Genomic DNA, 16,755 nt, shown 5'->3' on the forward strand with positions numbered 1-16,755 from the left:
TTGGCACAGCAGGAGAGTGCCGTGCCACAATAGGATGTTAAGAGTTATGAACAATTTGCTAGGCATAAAGTTAACAAGAAATCTAGAAAAGCAAAAAACCTTCGAGCAATAAAATAGAAAATAAAAAGACCCGGTGATCACCGGGGAAAAGAAATAGAACGTTACAGGTTTAGTAATACTTTTTATATTCTACTTTGTAATCATAGTCATGTTTGTCATGATCATAACACTTTTTGCCGTGGTCATAATATTTTTTGTCATGGTCATAGTATTTTTTGTCGCAATCATAATCTTTCTCATGATCATCATAATACTTTTTATCGTGGTCGTAATACTTCTTGTAGTACTTCTTTTTGTAAGTGTAATACTCTTCTTTATATTTTTTATAATAACCCATACTAACGCCTCCTTTAATGTTTGATCAGTTTTATTATATGGATTAAAAAAGAGATGGTATGGTCAAATGTATTCGTTATCAAAAAAAGGCTGTTTTCAAAAACAAACTGATAAAAATGGATAGCGTGCCAGCTTACATAAGCCTTTTAAAAGAATGATTTATAACATTTATACTTAATCCACCTGTAGATCGACCGCATAAGGCCCCCATTTAAACGCCGCAGTTTTTCTTTCTAGTAAAATAAGTGCTTACTTTTCTATCGCCTCAGCTGTTGAAAGAGTTGACACATTCCAGCAAGATATCGATAAATCCCTTCATATATCTCCTGATATGGAAATACGATAAAAAGGTTTTCATTCATAGATGAGTAGAGTAAACTGGTGCTGACTGATAAAGGAGAGCGCTTAACATGAAAGATATGTATGACAGTTTTTTATCTCTTTCTGCGTCTGAATCGGAATACCGGATTATTTATGAAGAGAACAGCGGGAGCGAGCATATTGTCATCGGCCCTCACGGCGGAAGAATTGAGCCGGGCGTCAGCGAACTGGTGCGGGCATTTGCTGATCAAAGTTCCATTTATATCTTTGAAGGATTGAAGCAGCGCAACAACCGTTCGCTCCACCTGACAAGCACTCGTTTTGATGAACCGCTTGCCATAGAAAAAGTAAACGCCCACCGATTCGCGCTGGCATTTCACGGCTATCATGATCTGAAAAAGCCGCATACATTGGTCGGGGGCGCGGATCGGATAAAAGCAGAAGCCATTTGCGAGTTGCTGAATGAGGCAGGTTTCAGTGCGGAACTGGTCAGTGAAAAAGACCGGCTGGCAGGTGTTCATCCGCAAAATATCGTCAATCGGACGAAAAGGGAGATGGGGCTGCAGCTGGAATTGAGTACGGCGCAGCGGAGCGCGCTGTTTCACAATTTTGGCTGCCGTAAGGGACAATACATAGAAAACAATCTTTTTTCTCGATATGTGAATGCCGTTAAGCTTGGTTTTTATGGAAGAAGCAAGCAGGACCTGCAATAACTGCCTATTCCTTCATATGCTGTGATTGTTTGAATGCGCAGGGAGGAATAAACGATGTTTTATCATATTAAAGAGCTTCAGTATCAGGCAAAGCCTTCCCATCCGGATCCTGTTTATGCGAAAAAGCTCCAAGAGGTGCTGGTCGGCCAATTTGGTGAAATTAGTGTGATGATGCAATATTTGTTTCAGGGTTTTAACTGCAGGGCGGATGCCAAGTATAAAGATTTGCTATGTGATGTGGGGACGGAAGAGATCGGACATGTGGAAATGTTGGCTACGATGATTTCCAGGCTTCTGGATGATGCTCCCGCTGATGTACAGGAGAATGCTTACAAAAGCAACCCCGCTATTGCAGCAGTGATGTCAGGGATGAATCCTCAGCACGCTATTGTGTCCGGCTTGGGTGCGATGGCATCAGATAGTGAGGGTTATCCGTGGAATGCAAAATACATTATCTCAAGCGGAAATCTGCTGGCGGATTTCCGTGCAAACTTAAATGCGGAAGCCCAGGGGCGCCTTCAGGTGACACGGCTTTACGCCATGACTGATGATCCCGGGGTAAGAGATATGCTGTCATTTTTGATTGCGAGGGATACTTATCATCAAAATATGTGGTATGCAGCGATTAAAGAGCTGGAAGAAAGAGAACGGGATATTGTCGTTCCCACGACATTTCCGCGTGAGCTAGAAAAGCAGGAAGTATCCTATGACCTGTTTAACTTTTCCAGAGGGGATGAAAGCTCACAAGGAAGGTGGGCTCACGGTGAATCATTTGACGGCCGGGGAGAATTCAGATATATACCGGCTCCGATTGCATTTGGTCCGGAACCTCATTTTAAACCGGCACCGAAGTGGTTGCATGATACGATGCCTCCCATGTCAAAATGCTAGTTTCTCTGCCGGGCTGAGGACATATGTCCCCAGCCCGTTTTCATGTCAGCCGCGCCTTCTGATATTGTACAGTGCTTTTGCTTCCGCTACCAGTAATGGGGGCTGATCTTCCTCATATTCCGCTTTTGGCCGCTTATCAGATAATAAATAAGCAAGCCGCTTCTGAAATTGAATACCTGCTTTACGCCGTTCAAACATTTCAAGTCTTTTCTCAGCAAAGTCCTTTGTTACCCGGAATACCGTCGCAATGGTTGCAAGAGCCTGACTTCTCCATTGCGGCAGTTCCATCTGCAACAGCATAAAGGTTGGCACACAGAAGTGGTACATAAATTGGTTCGCCTGAAATTCCTGCAGCTCCCTGAAGAGCTTGTTCATCTGAAAATGATTGCCTGCATGCTTTAATACGTGGCACAGTTCATGGCCAAAATCCTCCCATTGCTCTTCCTGGGACTTTTTTTGGTTCAATATGATACTGTACATGCCGTCGTATTTCACCATCATGCTTCCCATATCCTCGAAATGAACCCATATATCAAGATCGTTTGCGATTTTCAGCATGTCAATGTGATGGGGAGAGGTGATGCCCAGCCGGCTGTATAAATTTTTTACGTATTCCTCCAGATGTGATAAGTAATCGCCCAATTGAATACTCCCTTTCGAACATATGTTCTGTTTGTAGCGAGAAAGAAAAGCCCGTTTAGGACTAAAAAGTGTGTTGAAATCTTTCCCTTTTCTTTAAAAAATAAACACTTTTTCTTTATATCGGTCTATTTTTTATATGTTTTAGAGAACAGAGAAATATTTATTTGTTTTTCGGTTTCCGGTTTTTCTCTTTTTCTTTTAAATAGTTGATAAATTCGATGGCCTGCTGTTTGCTTTCAGGGGAAAAATCCTGCATATCCCGGTATGCGAGCTGCAAGTCCGGATCAGAAAACATATCATCATCAGATTTTTTTTCTTTTCCTGTTAATAAGTAATCCGTTGTCACTTGGAAGTAATCAGCCAGCTTTTGCAGTGTGTCGTAATCAGGTTCGCTTCGCCCGTTTTCATAATGAGAATATCGTGCGCGCGATACACCGATGTGAGATGCGATTTCTTCCTGTGTCCTTTTCCCTCTGAGACTCTTCAATCTGCCGCCTATCATACTATGACCTCTCTTTTTTAAACTCCCTAAGTTACTTATGATTATAGATACAATCTGTATCAAAATAAAGTTATGATAAAAAAAGTATCAAAAATAACTTGATGATACAGAATGTATCGTTTATACTTGGTAACAGTTGATACGAATTGTATCAAAAACAAATCGGGGGAGTGATCACATGCATCCGATTCAAATCGTTTTTAGTGAACATCCGATAGATCAGCGCCATCTCGGACAATCCGGCGGCTCCATTTCTTTTACGGCATGCGGCCTTCCGGTATTCCAATTTGAAAATCGAGAACAATTTCAAGCGTACTTGCTGTTAAAAGAAGAGGTGAAACGCAATGAAAATGGATAAAAGCTATCCTTTTCCTATGTATTCAGGGCTGTTGAATTCAGAACATTATGACAAAATAGGCTCGGCCCTGTGGCTGTTTCTCTGGTTTATCAGCTCAACGACAAAAGAAAATGAAAAGGATGGCGTGAGCTGGGGAATTGTGCTCGGCCATAAGCCATTAAAAGCAAGAGAGATGGCGGCAGTATTCGGTGTAAGTGAAAAAACAGTCAGAAGATGGCTGGAGCTTCTTGAAAGACATGGATACATAAAGGCTGCCCGCGCGCCATACGGACTCATGATTTCTGTGAAGCACTCTAAAAAATTCAGCTTCAGATCGGACAAAACTGCACACCGCAGCGATAATGAGCGGTCATTTTCGCCGCTGGCACAGGACAAAGAAGACCGCTCTAATATAGATAAAACAAAAACATATGCTGCTGCTGATGATGCAGTGGATCACATTGCGAAGCGGTTTACACAATTACGGTCGGCTCAAGAAGGACGCACCGTGTATCCTTCCTCCAGAGATTATCAAGCCATCGCCCGTATTGTCGCCATCGGCGTTCCTGTAACGCAAACAATCAAATGGCTTGAGGAATGTTTTCAAGCTTTTGAAAACCGGCGAACCGCTGCTTCAGAAACGATAAAGGCCTTTCGCTACTGTTCGAAATTCATCGAAGACCGATTTTTCGCGCAGCAAGCTAAAAAGACCGCCGCAATACACCATGAGAGGAATGAAAGTAATGACAAAACATACAATCGAGCAGATTTTAGACGAGTTGAGAAAAGGGAGACGTCCATTACTGGCGGACAAACCGGCCGAATCAGACGCAAGCCGGTATGATTGCCAGCGATGCAAGGATCAGGGAGGATATCTCAGCCGGCAAGACGGTCTGGAAGTGTGGACAATGTGCAGCTGTATGGCAGAACGAAAAGTAAAACGGCTGCTTGGCGTCAGTGAAATTACTCCTGCCTTCAGACAGCTTGGCTTTCATGAATTCCGCACCCAAGGGAAGCCGCAGGCCGTCAAGGACGCGTTTGAATGCGCCAAAGAGTTTGTGGCGGATTATGAACAAATCAAGGACAGCCGGAAAAACAGTATCGCCCTTTTGGGTCAGCCCGGTTCCGGGAAAACACATCTTCTTACCGCTGCGGCCAATGACCTGATGAGAAAGCGCCATGTGCCGGTCATTTATTTTCCGTTCGTCGAAGGCTTTACTGATTTAAAAAATGATTTTGATCTTTTGGAAGCCAAGCTGAACCGAATAAAGCAGGCAGACGTGCTGTTCATTGATGATCTCTTTAAACCGGTAAACGGCAAACCGCGCGCCACTGATTGGCAGCTGGAACAAATGTATTCCGTTTTGAACTACCGCTACTTAAATCATAAACCGATTCTGCTTTCAAGCGAGCTTACGATTGAAACGCTCGTCCGGGTTGATGAAGCGATCGGCACGAGAATCTATGAAATGTGCAGTGATTATTTAGTGATTATCAAAGGAACAGCGTATGACCTGAATCATAGATTGGAGGGCATCAGATAATGTGCAAGCTCTGTAAGACAAAGAAAGTAATTGTTGAACATACCGGGATCGGAGCGGTTTTTCATCCATGTCCGAACTGCCGGTCCGGCAATGATTTAACGCCGGTTATTCAAAAGCTGGAACAAATGCTGACAGCCGGAAAAGCGGGGCTGAATGCCCGTGATTAAACAGCTGGCTGCTCTGTTCGCGTTGCTGTTTCGGGCGAAGCGGACAGAAAAAAACATCGAACAATGGTACAAGGATGACGGGAAGTGAAGCAGATGCCGGAAACAAAACAATTTGAAATGAGTCCTGCGCCGTGGCGTGCTGTCGCATGCGGGGATGAGAAGCCAATTTATATCTATTCTGCTTACAGTGAAGAAGAAAAAGAGAGATTCCCTTATTCAAACGGCCGGCTGATCGCCGCTGTATTTGACCTCAGCTCTTTTTCGCAAATAAGCAATGCCAAATTGATGGCAGCCGCACCTGAGCTGAAGGAAGCGGCTAAAGCGGCGCTGGATTTTCTGAACGGGAATTCCGCTCATTCAAAGGAGCACATCATAAAGGTATTAGAAGCAGCCAACAAAAGCGCTGAACCCGAAAGGAAGGAAATGACATATGATCAACCCTAAAAAACTCGTAAATATTGATTCCATCACGCTCGACAGCCAGCTTGAGGATGGGAAAATCCGCGTTATTATAGTCGACGGCATAAAGCAAGAAGCCTGGATCACAGAAGCTCCGGAGCACGGGAAAACGCTTGTTGAAACGAGAAAGGGAGACCTTGCCCGCGTAGAATTTGAAATCGGCTACAAATTAAATTAAAGCGAAAAAAGAATACGTCCAAGACGGAAAGCCTGCGGACACTGATCAACATGCACAGCATTTGTGCGTTGATTGGTGTCCGCTTTTTTATTGCACAAATGAGGAGGAATCATAGAATGCAAGACTTATTATTTGAATATAAACGCACATTAAAACAAACAAGAACACAATATAAACCGCTCGCTGAAGCAGATGAATCAGTGCTCTCAGCTGAGGACATGAAGGATAAAAAGATTATCAGAAACATCATCACAGACCTTGAATATGTAACAGAATGGCTTGAAAAAGGAAGACAGCCCGGCATCAGACGGGCGATTGACCGGCGTGATGCGTATCAGCGGCTGATGATCAAAGATCCAAGAATCATAGAATCATTTTCTTGCGATATGATGTTTGAGCCGGACGGACAGGTATCTGAGGAAGACAGGGAGAGAATCCGAGAAGCTTTATCCCTTTTAACGGACAGGGAGAAAGAAATGTTTTTGCTGCACAAGGTGGAATGCTTTTCTTATGAACGCATTGCCGATCTTCTTGGCGTCAAAAAATCAACTGTGCAGACAACAATCAAACGGGCTTTATTAAAGATGCAAAGACAGCAGGAGGAAATAAACCGATCGCTTGCCTGAATGCTTGTCATACGTTTGCCACCTATAAGTGAAAAGAGCATGACACATAAGCGGACGGCATAACCAGCCGCTTTTATGAATAGAAATCCATGCTGGAGGTGGCGGTGATGCCGTAGCATGAAAACACAACAGAGAGAACAAGCATTAGCAATCTATCAGCACCATCAGGGAAATATCACAAACCGGGCCATTGCAGACACAATCGGCGTTTCGGCGAAAACAATCGGCATCTGGAAAAAACAGGACGGATGGAAAGAAGCCTTGTTTTCTGAAAACGGACATAAGCAGCGCCGCATAGAAAACGATGAATTAAATGAACGGCAGCGGCTGTTCTGCCTGTACTACGTAAAAAGCTTCAATGCGACACAGTCAGCGATCAAGGCGGGCTATTCTCCGGACAGCGCCCATGTGACGGGCTGCAGGCTGTTAAAGAATGAAAAGGTTGCCGCTGAAATCAGGCGGATAAAAAAAGAAATGGTGAATGAAGTGTTTATTGAAGCGATGGACGTTTTGCAGGTATATGTCAAAATCGCGTTCGCCGATATCACGGATTATGTGACCTTTGGCAAAAAAGAGGTGCAGGCCGTCGGAAAGTCGGGACCGCTGTTTGATGAAGATGATAACCCGATCATGAAGGAAATCAGCTTTGTCGACGTCAAAGACTCCGGTCTCGTTGACGGCACAATTGTCACGGAGGCAAAGCTCGGCAAGGAAGGCATCGCCATTAAGCTTGCCGATAAGATGAAAGCACTTGAAAAGCTGTCATTATACTTTGATTTGTTTCCGGATCAATTTAAACAAAAAATAGAAAATGAGAAGTTAAAGCTCGCGAAACAAAAAGCGGAAAAAACTGATGACGGCCGCGAGCCAATTGAAATCATGATCAAACGAAAAGAGGACAAGGCATGATTGTAAAAGAAATCAATCCTCATTTTGAAGATTACGTGTTCAATTGGGAGCAGACGTACCAGTTTCTCGTCGGCGGCTACGGCTCATCAAAAAGCTATCATACGGCGCTGAAAATCGTGTTAAAGCTGTTGAAGGAAAAGCGGACGGCGCTCGTCATACGCGAGGTGTTCGATACCCACCGGGATTCGACCTTCGCTTTATTTGAAGAGGTGATTGAAGAGCTTGGTCTCACGAAGGCAGCCGCAGCACTTTCTTCCCCGCTTCAGCTACGGTTTCAAAACGGCAGCCGGATCATGTTCAAAGGAATGGACAACCCGGCGAAGCTGAAATCTGTTCACAACATTTCTTTAATATGGATTGAAGAGTGCTCTGAGGTGAAGTATGAAGGCTTTAAGGAATTAATCGGCCGTCTTCGCCACCCTGAGCTGAAGCTGCACATGATTTGCACCACCAATCCCGTCGGCACCTCCAATTGGACGTACCGGCATTTTTTTCGGGATGAACGCAATCAGCGGTTTGTGCTGGATGACAGCGAGCTTTACGAAAAGCGGACACTTGTCAGGAGAGATACGTATTACCATCATTCCACGGCAAACGACAACCTCTTTCTCCCGAAAAGCTATATCAGGCAGCTTGACGGACTGAAGGAATATGATCCTGACTTATACCGAATTGCCCGTAAAGGCAGGTTCGGCGTCAATGGAATCAGGGTGCTACCGCAGTTTGAGGTGCTCCCGCACGACCGTATCGAAGAACGTATTGCCGCCATCAGCCAGCCGATCCTTCGCACAGGCATGGATTTTGGTTTCGAAGAATCCTACAATGCTGTCGTCCGTCTCGCCGTCGATCCTGATAAGAAATATCTCTACATTTATTGGGAGTATTATAAAAACAAAATGACAGATGACAAGACGGCTGAGGAGCTGCAGGAATTGGTTAAAACACAGGAAATGATCAAAGCCGACTCTGCTGAGCCGAAAAGCATTCAATATTTCCGCCAGCAGGGTTTTCGGATGGTCGGAGCCAGGAAGTTTCCCGGCTCCAGGCTTCAATACACCAAAAAGGTCAAACGCTTCAAAAAAATTTTCTGTTCGGACCGCTGTGAAAATGTCATCTATGAGCTCAAGACACTGACGTACGCCAAAGATAAAAACGGCGCGCTGATTGAAGATGAATTCACGATTGACCCGCATACGCTTTCTGCTATTTGGTATGCGCTCGATGATTATGAGGTCGCAGATGTGAAGGAAACAGCGCAAAAACGAATCCGTCCGAACCGAGAAAGGAGGAGGTCATAAATGCCGCACAATCAAACAGTCAGAGCAACGGTTTTAAAAGCCAATGCATCTGCTCCTCAAACAAAGCAAATTTATGAAGACGACTTTTCTGATTTGTACGGAGAGGATATCATCGCTCCGCCCTACAATATCACCGAGCTCAAAACAATTGCTGAATACTCAACCATTCTTCAGCAATGCATTGATGCGTACAGAGTGAATATTACTGGTTTTGGTTTTGATGTGGAGTACACGTTTGATGTCAACGCCACGGATGTCGACCAGGAGAAAAAGAAAAAAGCAGAAAAAGACTGGGCCAGACTTGAAGCCTTTTACAAATGCCTTCACTTTGATGAATCTGCTGAAATGATTTTAGGCTATGCCATTGAAGACAGGGAAAAAACCGGAAACGGCTTTATGGAAGTACTTCGCGACGGGATGGGAAAACCGGCCGGCATTGAATATTTGGATGTGAAATATATGCGCGTATGCGGAGCCGGCGAGCCTGTTGAAGTATCTTTTATGTATGAAGAAAACGGAAAAGTGAAGAGAATCAAAAGGCAAAAACGGTTTCGGAAATTTGTACAGATGATCAATGGAAAAAAAGTATTTTTCAAAGAATACGGCGATCCCCGAAAAATGGACATGCGCACGGGCGAATATGTCAGCACACTGGCTGAAAAGCACCAAGCAAACGAAGTGATCCATCTTAAAATCGGAAGCGGCGTATACGGCGTGCCCCGCTGGGTAGGCAATATCGTCAATTTATACGGCGCCCGGAAAGCGGAAGAGCTCAATTTTATGTACTTTAAGCAGGGGCGTCACGTACCCGCGGCGATTACGGTGGAAAACGGGATGCTGTCTGAAGCTTCTTACCGGGAACTGCAGGAGTATATGAATGACCTTGAAGGTGTGGAAAACGCCCATAAATTTCTTCTGATTGAGGCGGAAGGCATCGCGAAGGAGAAGGACCTTCACGGCGGTGAAGATATCACACCGGTTTCTGTGGAAATCAAATCCCTTGCGGAAATCCTGCAAAACGACGCCTTGTTTCTTGAATATGATGAAAAAAGCAGAAATAAGCTGCGCTCTGCTTTCCGTCTGCCCCCGCTTTATACGGGAGAAGCTCAGGAATACAACCGGGCTACGGCTGATACAGCGAGAAAAATTACGGAGGAGCAGGTGTTTCAGCCAGAGCGGAAAACGCTTGTCAACAAATTGAACACACTGCTTTTGCCGGAGCTGAATCTTCATGATGTGAGGCTGACATTAAAAGGACCGGACTTTCGTGATCCGCTTGAGATTGCGAAAGTGCTCGGTCCTTTTATTACAGCTGGAGCCGTTTCGCCGAATGATTTGCGAGACCTTGCCGGACGGGTGCTCGGCAAAACGCTTGAGGAGTGGCCGGAGGACATTTACAAACGCCCTGCCGGACAGGATGCTGAAAAGACAAATCTGACAGCACTTATGCAGGAGCTGAAGGACAGCATCGAAGATATCAAAACGTCCTGAAGGGAGGTGAATCAAGCAGGTGGCGCGGGAATTGAAAAATGCCAAAATCAGCTTTGTCAGCTATGTGGACAAGGCGGCAAACCAGACAGAATTTTTCTTTACGAAGTCAGCCGAACCTCCGTCATTTGAAAAAAAAGTTCGGCTGTTTACGAAAAGCGAGCAGGATGAACAAAAGCTCGTATACGGAATTGTGTATGAGCCTGATGTTCCAGATGCCCACGGCGACTATATGACCGCAGAAGAAATTGAAAAAGCGGCGCATGGCTTTCTTGCAGACGCGCGGGAGATTGATATCAATCACAGCTTTGAAGGCGGCACAGGCGTGGTCGTTGAATCCTATGTGGCGCCCGATGATTTTATCATCGGAACAAAACGGATTACAAAGGGCTCGTGGGTGCTTGTGACAAGAGCGTCAGATGAGGTGTGGGAACAAATCAAAGCCGGCATCATCACCGGCTACAGCATGGCGGGCACTGCTGATGTATATGAAGAAGAACCGGTTGAAAAAGCCGGATTTCTAAGCGTATTTAAGCAGCTGCTGGCCGACAAAACAGGAAAGGAGACTGAAGAAATGAGGAAAGAAGACATGAGGGAATCAATCGAGCATGCGCTGTATCCGTTGCTCAAACGGCTGGAGACAATTGAAAAAAACACAGAAACAGAGGAAAAACCGGAGCAGACGGGAGATGACGAGCGCCTGAAGAAGCTCGTTGAGGACATGATTGCCCCGCTGATCGAACGCATTGAGGCCCTGGAAAAAGCTCGGGGAGCCTCTAAACAGACGGCGGACGATGCGGCCGGCAATACAGAGCAAGTCAAAAAATCAATCTGGAGCGGACTGCTGTAAACCAGTCAAAGAGGAGGAAATCAATTGAGAAATCAAGAGATCATTCGGAAAGCGGAAATGTCGCTTTCTGCTTTAAAAAGCGGCGGGCTCATGAACCCTGCACAAGCATCAGCTTTTATCCGCATGGTGCAAAACACGCCGACGATTTTCAGTGAATCCCGTGTGATTCAAATGGAAAACGATTCGCAAAAATTTGAGAAAATCGGTTTCGGCCAGCGTATTTTGCGCGCGGCTCAAGAAGGAAAGGCGCTGACAACAGACGAACTGACGGTTCCGACGACAAGCACTGTCCAGCTGAACACAAAGGAAGTCATTGCGGAAATTAACATTACGTACGACACGCTCGAAAACAATATTGAAAAAGGCGGACTGCAGCAAACGATCATGCAAATTTTAGCAGAGCGGGCGGCAGTTGATATTGAAGAGCTGATCGTAAACGGAGATACTGCATCAGCAGATCCATACCTGGCGCAGCTGGACGGCATCCGTAAACAAGCAGTGTCCCACATCGTCGATATGAATGGTGAAGAACTGTCCAGAGCGACATTTAAAAAAGGCTTAAAGGCTGTTCCGCCAAAATATTTGCGCATCCCTCAGGAATTCAGATTCTATACATCGCACGGCTTAGAAGTTGAATGGAAGGACCGTGTGGCGGACCGCCAGACAAATCTTGGGGACCAGGCTGTTCAGGGCGGCTTGTCCACAGCATTTGGCGTACCGGTAAAAGGGGTATCCAATATCCAGCCGTACGCAGTCGGAGAGGGAGACGCGCAATATGATGCGTCCGATATCATTCTGACACATCCGAAAAATATCATTCTCGGCTTCTCACGCAATATTCGAATTGAAGTCGACAAGGATATCCGCTCCCGTAAGTTCATCATTGTCTTAACGGCGAAGCTGGACAGCAAGTTCGAGGAAGAGGATGCCTGCGCTAAATTAATTAACGTAAAAGAATAATCGAAATGGGGTGGCCAGCTTATATGCTCATCGAACCGACGGACGTTGCCGCCTATTCGGTCTATGACCAGGTGAAAAACAGGCCGGAAGAACTGCTGGCGCAGGATATCATCGAGGCGGAATCGGAAGCGGCCCTCATTACAGGGCACAGCTTTACAGACAGCATCTACGACCCGCTCCCTGAAAAGGCGAGATTAGCTTTGCTGAAGCTCGCCCAATACTTTGCGCTAGTAAACAGCGACGAATCAGCCGCATCAAGATATCAGTCTGAGAAAATGGGGGATTACTCCTACACGGTTTCCGGTGAAGCCGGCATTCAAAAGCCCGATGTATATCATTTGCTGGAAGAGTTTATCGCACCGGACTATGTTCCGGAGTCTGCCAGATTGAAGGTGCGGTCGTTATGAGTTATCAGCAGATGCTGATCCATCGCTGTGATATTTATCATGCAACAGCGCAGCCGCCGCTGGCAGGACGATTCGGAATTCCGGCGGACAAGCTTCAGCCGGTATTTTCATATCCGAATACACCTGATGAAGAAAATGTCCCTTGCTACTTTACAGAAAAAACGCAGCAGCTGATTCAGGAGGAGCCTGATCAAACCGTGTATCACAGCTTGCTTGTTCATTTTCCATTCTCTGCGGATATCCGGATGAACGACAAAATCATTTGGCAACACAACAGCTATATTCTGAAGCTGCCAAAAAAGATCAGACACCATCATTGGGAAGTCATCGCTGTCAGAGATGAAAGTCTATGAAGATAGCGGGACTTAAACAGCTGAACGCATCGTTAAAAGAAGCGGCATCCGGCGGTTTTTCCCGCGAGGCGTCCCGGTGGCTTGAAGAGTGTGGGCAAGATTTTCTGGAGATCGTACAATCTGAACTCATCAGCATGCAAACGATAGATACAGAAAAACTGCTCAGCTCCTTTCAGAAAGGCTCAGAGGATAACCTCTGGAAGGTACAAAGCGGCGGACTCTCACTTGAGGTCGGGACCCAGCTTGAATATGCCTCTTTTCTCAATGACGGCCACTGGACGTCGAAAGCGGACGATGTGAGATGGGTGCCGGGGCATTTTCAAGGCTCACGGTTTATCTATGATCCGGCTTCTTCCACAGGCATGGCACTCAAGAAAAAATGGATACCCGGCACGAGCTATTGGGAGCATGCACTGCTTCTATATGAACAGCTGTTTGCAAAATCAATGGAACATAAATTGCGCCAGTGGCTGAAAAAGATGTAAAGGAGGAGCCGGATGAACAGCGAAACAGGATCGATCATGGCTTTTTTGTACAGCCAGTGGTCTGTTCCCATTTATGAAAGCGAGCTGCCTGATCAGTTTCAAGTGCCGTCTTTATATGTCCCTGCGCCATCTGTTTTTGAAGAAACAGATACAGTCTCCACATTTAAAAAAACCTACAGTCTCAATGTGAAGCTGTTTCATCTTGACTCCGTGCAGGCGCTCGATGAAGCGGACAGGCTCGCGGATGCCATCAGAGAAGCGAGAAATATAGTTCCGCTGCTCAGTGAATCCGGTGACGAGACAGGAGATATGCTTCGTATCACCCGAATTGAGACAAGGGTGGGAGACAGGGGCGAGGCGGCCATGGTGATCAGGTGGAGCAGCCGATATTATTATCATAAAACAGAACAGCCTGTCTTACAGGATATCGATATGAACAGCGGGGTGAAATAGCGGTGGCAAAGCAGAAACAAGCGAAGGCTGTACATACAGAGAGCCGGGAAGCTCTTTTTGATACAGCGGATTTGATCAAGCACGCAAAGGAACTGTTCGGCGTTAAGCCGGAGATCCTTCAGGGGGCTTTATTTGGCGTGGACAAAACACGCCTGACGAAATCAGAGGCAAGTCAATTGATACAAACATTTTTAACTAAGGAGGTCATGCAATAATGAATGGCGGAACATTTACAGCAGGAAAAGAAAAGGACCGTGCAGGCATTTATTTCAATTTTAAAACGACGGCACAGGAACGGGTGTCACTTGGTGAACGGGGGACGGTCGCACTTCCGGTCGCATCAAGCTGGGGCGAAGCGAAAACATTCGTCTCCATTTCAAGCGTGGAGGATTTAAACAAAAAAGTGGGTCTCAGCATCGACGATCCATCTTTATTACTGTTGCGTGAAGCGAAGAAAAACGCGAAAACGGTATTGATGTACCGCCTCACTGAAGGCGTCAGAGCATCTGCCGATATTGCCGAAGGCGTTAAAGCGACTGCTCTATACGGCGGATCAAAAGGGAATGACATCATCATCCGCATTAATGAAAATGTACTGGATGCAGCGTCATTTGATGTCACAACGTATATGGATGAATCAGAAGTGGATAAACAGACTGTCAAAAAAGCTGAAGAATTAACAGCAAACGGCTATGTGACATTTACCGGAACAGGAGATCTTTCCTCTTCAATTCCGCTGACTGGATCAGAGGGAGACACGGCTGCCGAGACGCTGAACGCATCTGCGGGTATCCGTTTATCCGGCGGTACAGATAAAGCGCCGGTCAACTCAGACTATACTGATTTCTTGGCTGCGGCTGAAACAGAGAGCTTTGATGTCATCGCTTTGCCGGTTGCAGAAGGAGATCAGCTGAAGGCGACCTTTGCCGCATTCATTAAGCGTCTGCGTGACGGTCAAGGGCAAAAAGTCCAAGGGGTAACAGCCAACTACAGCGGTGACTATGAAGGCATCATCAACGTGACAGAAGGTGTGCTGCTGGAAGACGGAACAGAAGTGACACCGGACAAAGCGACGGCGTGGGTAGCCGGCGCAAGTGCGGGAGCAACCTTTAACCAATCTCTCACATTTGTGGAGTATGAAGGTGCCGTTGATGTCTTAAACCGCCTTGACCACGACGCGATTGTGGAACGCTTAGGAAAAGGCGAATTTTTATTCACATTTGACGCCCGCGATAAATCGGTAAGCGTAGAAAAAGACATTAACTCACTTGTCACATTTACGGCTGAGAAAAACAAGAAGTTTGCGAAAAACAAAATCGTCCGTGTCTTAGACGCCGTCAATAACGATTTAACACGCGAGCTGAAAGCATTAATCAAATCAAGAAAGGGAAGCGGAAGCGACATCCCGGCCTCTGAAGACGGGCTTCAGTATGTGAAAACGATGATTACGCAATACATGACAACGCTTCAGGATGCGGGCGGTATTACCGGTTTTGATTCTGATCAAGATATCACAATTTCAATGAATGAAGACCGTGACGGCTTCTTGATTGACCTTGCTGTACAGCCTGTCGACGCAGCAGAAAAATTCTACTTTAATGTGGAGGTAAACTAATATGGCATTAAAAGCACAAAACACGATTTCAGGTAAAGAAGGACGCTTATTTCTCGATGGCGAAGAAATGGCGCATATCAAAACATTTGAAGCAAATGTGGAGAAAAACAAGTCTGAAGTAAATATTATGGGCCGCCGCATGACAGGCCATAAAACAACAGGCGCAAACGGAACAGGCACAGCGACGTTTTACAAAGTCACATCAAAATTTGTGATCCTTATGATGGATTACGTCAAAAAAGGCAGCGATCCTTATTTCACCCTGCAGGCTGTGTTAGATGATAAATCTTCCGGAAGAGGAACAGAAAGAGTCACGCTTTACGACGTAAACTTCGACTCCGCAAAAATCGCCAGCCTCGATGTCGATTCAGAAGCATTAGAGGAAGAAGTTCCGTTTACATTTGAAGACTTCGACGTGCCTGAAAAGCTTTCTGACACGTTTTAATCAAAACTGAACAAGCCATAAGCAGACCTTTCTGAGAAAGGTCTGTTTTTAAATGATGAAATCAATTTAAAGATAAGGGAGTTTTTTACATGAGCGAGAAGAACGAAAACGTATATGATCTTTCCTTTTTTATGCCGGGAAAAACAATCGAAGCCGAAGAAATCAAAGTGCCGATCTCTAAACGTTTTGTTGATAAAAAAGGGAATGTCATACCGTTTATTTTAAAACCAATTACCACCGAACGAATTGATGAACTGGAGAAAGAAAATACAACATTTAAAAATGTGAAAGGCCGCGGACGCGTTAAAGATTTAGACTCCCAGCGCTTTTATGCGAGAATTGCCATCGAATCCACTATTTATCCGGATTTTCGTTCAAAAGATTTAAGAGAGGCATACAAAACAGCAGACCCGGTGGAAGTCGCCAAACGTGTACTATCGGTGGGAGGAGAATATGCAAACTGGCTGAATAAAGCAATTGAAATCAATGGTTTTGAAGATGATCTTGAAGATCTAGAAGAAGAAGCAAAAAACTAGTAAAGGATGGCGATAAGGAAACTGTGTATTTGTATTATGCAATGCATGAACTTCATTATTCGCCATCCCAGCTTCTTGAATTATATGAAGCACCAAAGCACTTTAAAGCTCTTTTATTTGGGTTGATTGGATATAAGTTAGATCTATTAGAAAAAGAATCAAGGAGAGGAGGGAATTAAA

General features: G+C 45.4%; 25 protein-coding genes and 1 pseudogene. 23 read left to right on the top strand and 3 right to left on the bottom strand.

Translation table 11 applies throughout. The features are described from left to right. Positions 1 to 169: 169 nt before the first annotated feature. Entirely contained in the window at positions 170 to 397 is a 228-nt protein-coding gene (locus NSS75_RS07015) for a hypothetical protein (protein WP_024121050.1), read from the bottom strand. Between the two features lie 409 nt (positions 398 to 806). Between NSS75_RS07015 and NSS75_RS07020 the strand changes: the two genes are divergently transcribed. Together NSS75_RS07020 and NSS75_RS07025 are read left to right on the top strand one after the other, a co-directional pair. After that, positions 807 to 1,430, top strand: a complete 624-nt coding sequence (locus tag NSS75_RS07020; protein WP_024121051.1) for a poly-gamma-glutamate hydrolase family protein — start codon at positions 807 to 809, stop codon at positions 1,428 to 1,430. Between the two features lie 54 nt (positions 1,431 to 1,484). Beyond that, positions 1,485 to 2,321, top strand: a complete 837-nt coding sequence (locus tag NSS75_RS07025; protein ID WP_339236738.1) for a manganese catalase family protein — start codon at positions 1,485 to 1,487, stop codon at positions 2,319 to 2,321. Positions 2,322 to 2,366: 45 nt separating this feature from the next. Here the strand turns inward: NSS75_RS07025 and NSS75_RS07030 are convergent, their stop codons facing one another. Next, positions 2,367 to 2,963: an ImmA/IrrE family metallo-endopeptidase gene (locus NSS75_RS07030; RefSeq protein ID WP_103671551.1), complete on the bottom strand. Its 597-nt coding sequence runs from the start codon at positions 2,961 to 2,963 to the stop codon at positions 2,367 to 2,369. 160 nt (positions 2,964 to 3,123) lie between these two features. Further along, the gene (xre, locus tag NSS75_RS07035) at positions 3,124 to 3,465 is read right to left on the bottom strand and encodes an HTH-type transcriptional regulator Xre (RefSeq protein WP_024121054.1); all 342 of its coding nucleotides are present in this window, start codon (positions 3,463 to 3,465) and stop codon (positions 3,124 to 3,126) included. A 178-nt stretch (positions 3,466 to 3,643) separates the two neighbouring features. On the opposite strand from xre, the gene NSS75_RS07040 reads away from it, so the two are divergent. The 21 genes and pseudogenes from NSS75_RS07040 to NSS75_RS07140 all read left to right on the top strand — a co-directional run bounded on the left by NSS75_RS07040 (position 3,644) and on the right by NSS75_RS07140 (position 16,754). After that, positions 3,644 to 3,823 (top strand): hypothetical protein, encoded by a 180-nt coding sequence (locus NSS75_RS07040; RefSeq protein WP_095713505.1) that lies wholly within the window; start codon positions 3,644 to 3,646, stop codon positions 3,821 to 3,823. After that, positions 3,810 to 4,646, top strand: a complete 837-nt coding sequence (locus NSS75_RS07045) for a phage portal protein (RefSeq protein ID WP_339236745.1) — start codon at positions 3,810 to 3,812, stop codon at positions 4,644 to 4,646. The genes NSS75_RS07040 and NSS75_RS07045 overlap by 14 nt, the downstream gene beginning before the upstream one ends. Beyond that, positions 4,546 to 5,346: an ATP-binding protein gene (locus NSS75_RS07050; protein WP_185848054.1), complete on the top strand. Its 801-nt coding sequence runs from the start codon at positions 4,546 to 4,548 to the stop codon at positions 5,344 to 5,346. Before NSS75_RS07045 ends, NSS75_RS07050 begins: the two co-directional genes overlap by 101 nt. Continuing rightward, entirely contained in the window at positions 5,346 to 5,513 is a 168-nt protein-coding gene (locus tag NSS75_RS07055; protein WP_024121058.1) for a hypothetical protein, read from the top strand. Before NSS75_RS07050 ends, NSS75_RS07055 begins: the two co-directional genes overlap by 1 nt. Positions 5,514 to 5,597: 84 nt before the next feature. Beyond that, positions 5,598 to 5,957, top strand: a complete 360-nt coding sequence (locus tag NSS75_RS07060) for a hypothetical protein (protein ID WP_024121059.1) — start codon at positions 5,598 to 5,600, stop codon at positions 5,955 to 5,957. Beyond that, positions 5,944 to 6,150 (top strand): XtrA/YqaO family protein, encoded by a 207-nt coding sequence (locus NSS75_RS07065; protein WP_024121060.1) that lies wholly within the window; start codon positions 5,944 to 5,946, stop codon positions 6,148 to 6,150. Before NSS75_RS07060 ends, NSS75_RS07065 begins: the two co-directional genes overlap by 14 nt. Before the next feature lie 116 nt (positions 6,151 to 6,266). Continuing rightward, positions 6,267 to 6,776 carry a sigma-70 family RNA polymerase sigma factor gene (locus NSS75_RS07070; RefSeq protein ID WP_024121061.1) on the top strand — a complete coding sequence of 170 codons (510 nt, stop codon included), beginning with the start codon at positions 6,267 to 6,269 and terminating at the stop codon, positions 6,774 to 6,776. A 117-nt stretch (positions 6,777 to 6,893) separates the two neighbouring features. Further along, positions 6,894 to 7,685 (top strand): terminase small subunit, encoded by a 792-nt coding sequence (locus tag NSS75_RS07075; RefSeq protein WP_024121062.1) that lies wholly within the window; start codon positions 6,894 to 6,896, stop codon positions 7,683 to 7,685. Then, positions 7,682 to 8,983, top strand: a complete 1,302-nt coding sequence (locus NSS75_RS07080; protein WP_024121063.1) for a PBSX family phage terminase large subunit — start codon at positions 7,682 to 7,684, stop codon at positions 8,981 to 8,983. The genes NSS75_RS07075 and NSS75_RS07080 overlap by 4 nt, the downstream gene beginning before the upstream one ends. Then, a complete protein-coding gene (locus NSS75_RS07085) occupies positions 8,984 to 10,474 on the top strand; it encodes a phage portal protein (protein ID WP_024121064.1) in 1,491 nt (496 codons plus the stop codon). A 19-nt stretch (positions 10,475 to 10,493) separates the two neighbouring features. Next, a complete protein-coding gene (locus tag NSS75_RS07090) occupies positions 10,494 to 11,321 on the top strand; it encodes an XkdF-like putative serine protease domain-containing protein (protein WP_024121065.1) in 828 nt (275 codons plus the stop codon). Positions 11,322 to 11,342: 21 nt separating this feature from the next. Next, positions 11,343 to 12,281 (top strand): annotated as a pseudogene (locus tag NSS75_RS07095) (phage major capsid protein); the annotation flags it as partial. Positions 12,282 to 12,304: 23 nt separating this feature from the next. Next, positions 12,305 to 12,688, top strand: coding sequence for a DUF3199 family protein (locus NSS75_RS07100; RefSeq protein ID WP_103671556.1), 384 nt, complete (start codon positions 12,305 to 12,307; stop codon positions 12,686 to 12,688). After that, positions 12,685 to 13,041: a YqbH/XkdH family protein gene (locus NSS75_RS07105; protein ID WP_326324158.1), complete on the top strand. Its 357-nt coding sequence runs from the start codon at positions 12,685 to 12,687 to the stop codon at positions 13,039 to 13,041. The genes NSS75_RS07100 and NSS75_RS07105 overlap by 4 nt, the downstream gene beginning before the upstream one ends. Further along, the gene (locus NSS75_RS07110) at positions 13,038 to 13,526 is read left to right on the top strand and encodes an HK97 gp10 family phage protein (protein WP_339236755.1); all 489 of its coding nucleotides are present in this window, start codon (positions 13,038 to 13,040) and stop codon (positions 13,524 to 13,526) included. The genes NSS75_RS07105 and NSS75_RS07110 overlap by 4 nt, the downstream gene beginning before the upstream one ends. A gap of 12 nt (positions 13,527 to 13,538) precedes the next feature. Further along, positions 13,539 to 13,979 (top strand): phage portal protein, encoded by a 441-nt coding sequence (locus tag NSS75_RS07115; protein WP_101860758.1) that lies wholly within the window; start codon positions 13,539 to 13,541, stop codon positions 13,977 to 13,979. Positions 13,980 to 13,981: 2 nt separating this feature from the next. Next, positions 13,982 to 14,194 carry a hypothetical protein gene (locus NSS75_RS07120; protein ID WP_059336109.1) on the top strand — a complete coding sequence of 71 codons (213 nt, stop codon included), beginning with the start codon at positions 13,982 to 13,984 and terminating at the stop codon, positions 14,192 to 14,194. After that, on the top strand, positions 14,194 to 15,594 hold the full coding sequence (locus NSS75_RS07125; protein ID WP_024121072.1) for a phage tail sheath family protein: 1,401 nt from the start codon (positions 14,194 to 14,196) through the stop codon (positions 15,592 to 15,594). Before NSS75_RS07120 ends, NSS75_RS07125 begins: the two co-directional genes overlap by 1 nt. 1 nt (position 15,595) lies before the next feature. Beyond that, positions 15,596 to 16,039 carry a phage tail tube protein gene (locus tag NSS75_RS07130; protein ID WP_003220592.1) on the top strand — a complete coding sequence of 148 codons (444 nt, stop codon included), beginning with the start codon at positions 15,596 to 15,598 and terminating at the stop codon, positions 16,037 to 16,039. A gap of 89 nt (positions 16,040 to 16,128) precedes the next feature. Continuing rightward, a complete protein-coding gene (locus NSS75_RS07135; protein ID WP_003232676.1) occupies positions 16,129 to 16,575 on the top strand; it encodes a phage-like element PBSX protein XkdN in 447 nt (148 codons plus the stop codon). A 29-nt stretch (positions 16,576 to 16,604) separates the two neighbouring features. Then, entirely contained in the window at positions 16,605 to 16,754 is a 150-nt protein-coding gene (locus NSS75_RS07140; protein ID WP_003239113.1) for a hypothetical protein, read from the top strand. Position 16,755: the final 1 nt, after the last annotated feature.

Origin of the sequence: Bacillus sp. FSL K6-1012 (genome assembly GCF_037964915.1) — a bacterium.
Taxonomy (GTDB): domain Bacteria; phylum Bacillota; class Bacilli; order Bacillales; family Bacillaceae; genus Bacillus; species Bacillus halotolerans.

Excerpts from the sequence above, each read along its gene's own strand:
- NSS75_RS07015 (WP_024121050.1), bottom strand. The coding sequence starts at position 397 with ATGGGTTATTATAAAAAATATAAAGAAGAGTATTACACTTACAAAAAG.
- NSS75_RS07135 (WP_003232676.1), top strand. The coding sequence starts at position 16,129 with ATGAGCGAGAAGAACGAAAACGTATATGATCTTTCCTTTTTTATGCCG.
- NSS75_RS07130 (WP_003220592.1), top strand. The coding sequence starts at position 15,596 with ATGGCATTAAAAGCACAAAACACGATTTCAGGTAAAGAAGGACGCTTA.
- NSS75_RS07040 (WP_095713505.1), top strand. The coding sequence starts at position 3,644 with ATGCATCCGATTCAAATCGTTTTTAGTGAACATCCGATAGATCAGCGC.
- NSS75_RS07125 (WP_024121072.1), top strand. The coding sequence starts at position 14,194 with ATGAATGGCGGAACATTTACAGCAGGAAAAGAAAAGGACCGTGCAGGC.
- NSS75_RS07110 (WP_339236755.1), top strand. The coding sequence starts at position 13,038 with ATGAAGATAGCGGGACTTAAACAGCTGAACGCATCGTTAAAAGAAGCG.
- NSS75_RS07020 (WP_024121051.1), top strand. The coding sequence starts at position 807 with ATGAAAGATATGTATGACAGTTTTTTATCTCTTTCTGCGTCTGAATCG.
- xre (WP_024121054.1), bottom strand. The coding sequence starts at position 3,465 with ATGATAGGCGGCAGATTGAAGAGTCTCAGAGGGAAAAGGACACAGGAA.
- NSS75_RS07075 (WP_024121062.1), top strand. The coding sequence starts at position 6,894 with ATGAAAACACAACAGAGAGAACAAGCATTAGCAATCTATCAGCACCAT.
- NSS75_RS07085 (WP_024121064.1), top strand. The coding sequence starts at position 8,984 with ATGCCGCACAATCAAACAGTCAGAGCAACGGTTTTAAAAGCCAATGCA.
- NSS75_RS07065 (WP_024121060.1), top strand. The coding sequence starts at position 5,944 with ATGATCAACCCTAAAAAACTCGTAAATATTGATTCCATCACGCTCGAC.
- NSS75_RS07050 (WP_185848054.1), top strand. The coding sequence starts at position 4,546 with ATGACAAAACATACAATCGAGCAGATTTTAGACGAGTTGAGAAAAGGG.
- NSS75_RS07080 (WP_024121063.1), top strand. The coding sequence starts at position 7,682 with ATGATTGTAAAAGAAATCAATCCTCATTTTGAAGATTACGTGTTCAAT.
- NSS75_RS07025 (WP_339236738.1), top strand. The coding sequence starts at position 1,485 with ATGTTTTATCATATTAAAGAGCTTCAGTATCAGGCAAAGCCTTCCCAT.
- NSS75_RS07105 (WP_326324158.1), top strand. The coding sequence starts at position 12,685 with ATGAGTTATCAGCAGATGCTGATCCATCGCTGTGATATTTATCATGCA.
- NSS75_RS07115 (WP_101860758.1), top strand. The coding sequence starts at position 13,539 with ATGAACAGCGAAACAGGATCGATCATGGCTTTTTTGTACAGCCAGTGG.
- NSS75_RS07045 (WP_339236745.1), top strand. The coding sequence starts at position 3,810 with ATGAAAATGGATAAAAGCTATCCTTTTCCTATGTATTCAGGGCTGTTG.
- NSS75_RS07055 (WP_024121058.1), top strand. The coding sequence starts at position 5,346 with ATGTGCAAGCTCTGTAAGACAAAGAAAGTAATTGTTGAACATACCGGG.
- NSS75_RS07070 (WP_024121061.1), top strand. The coding sequence starts at position 6,267 with ATGCAAGACTTATTATTTGAATATAAACGCACATTAAAACAAACAAGA.
- NSS75_RS07100 (WP_103671556.1), top strand. The coding sequence starts at position 12,305 with ATGCTCATCGAACCGACGGACGTTGCCGCCTATTCGGTCTATGACCAG.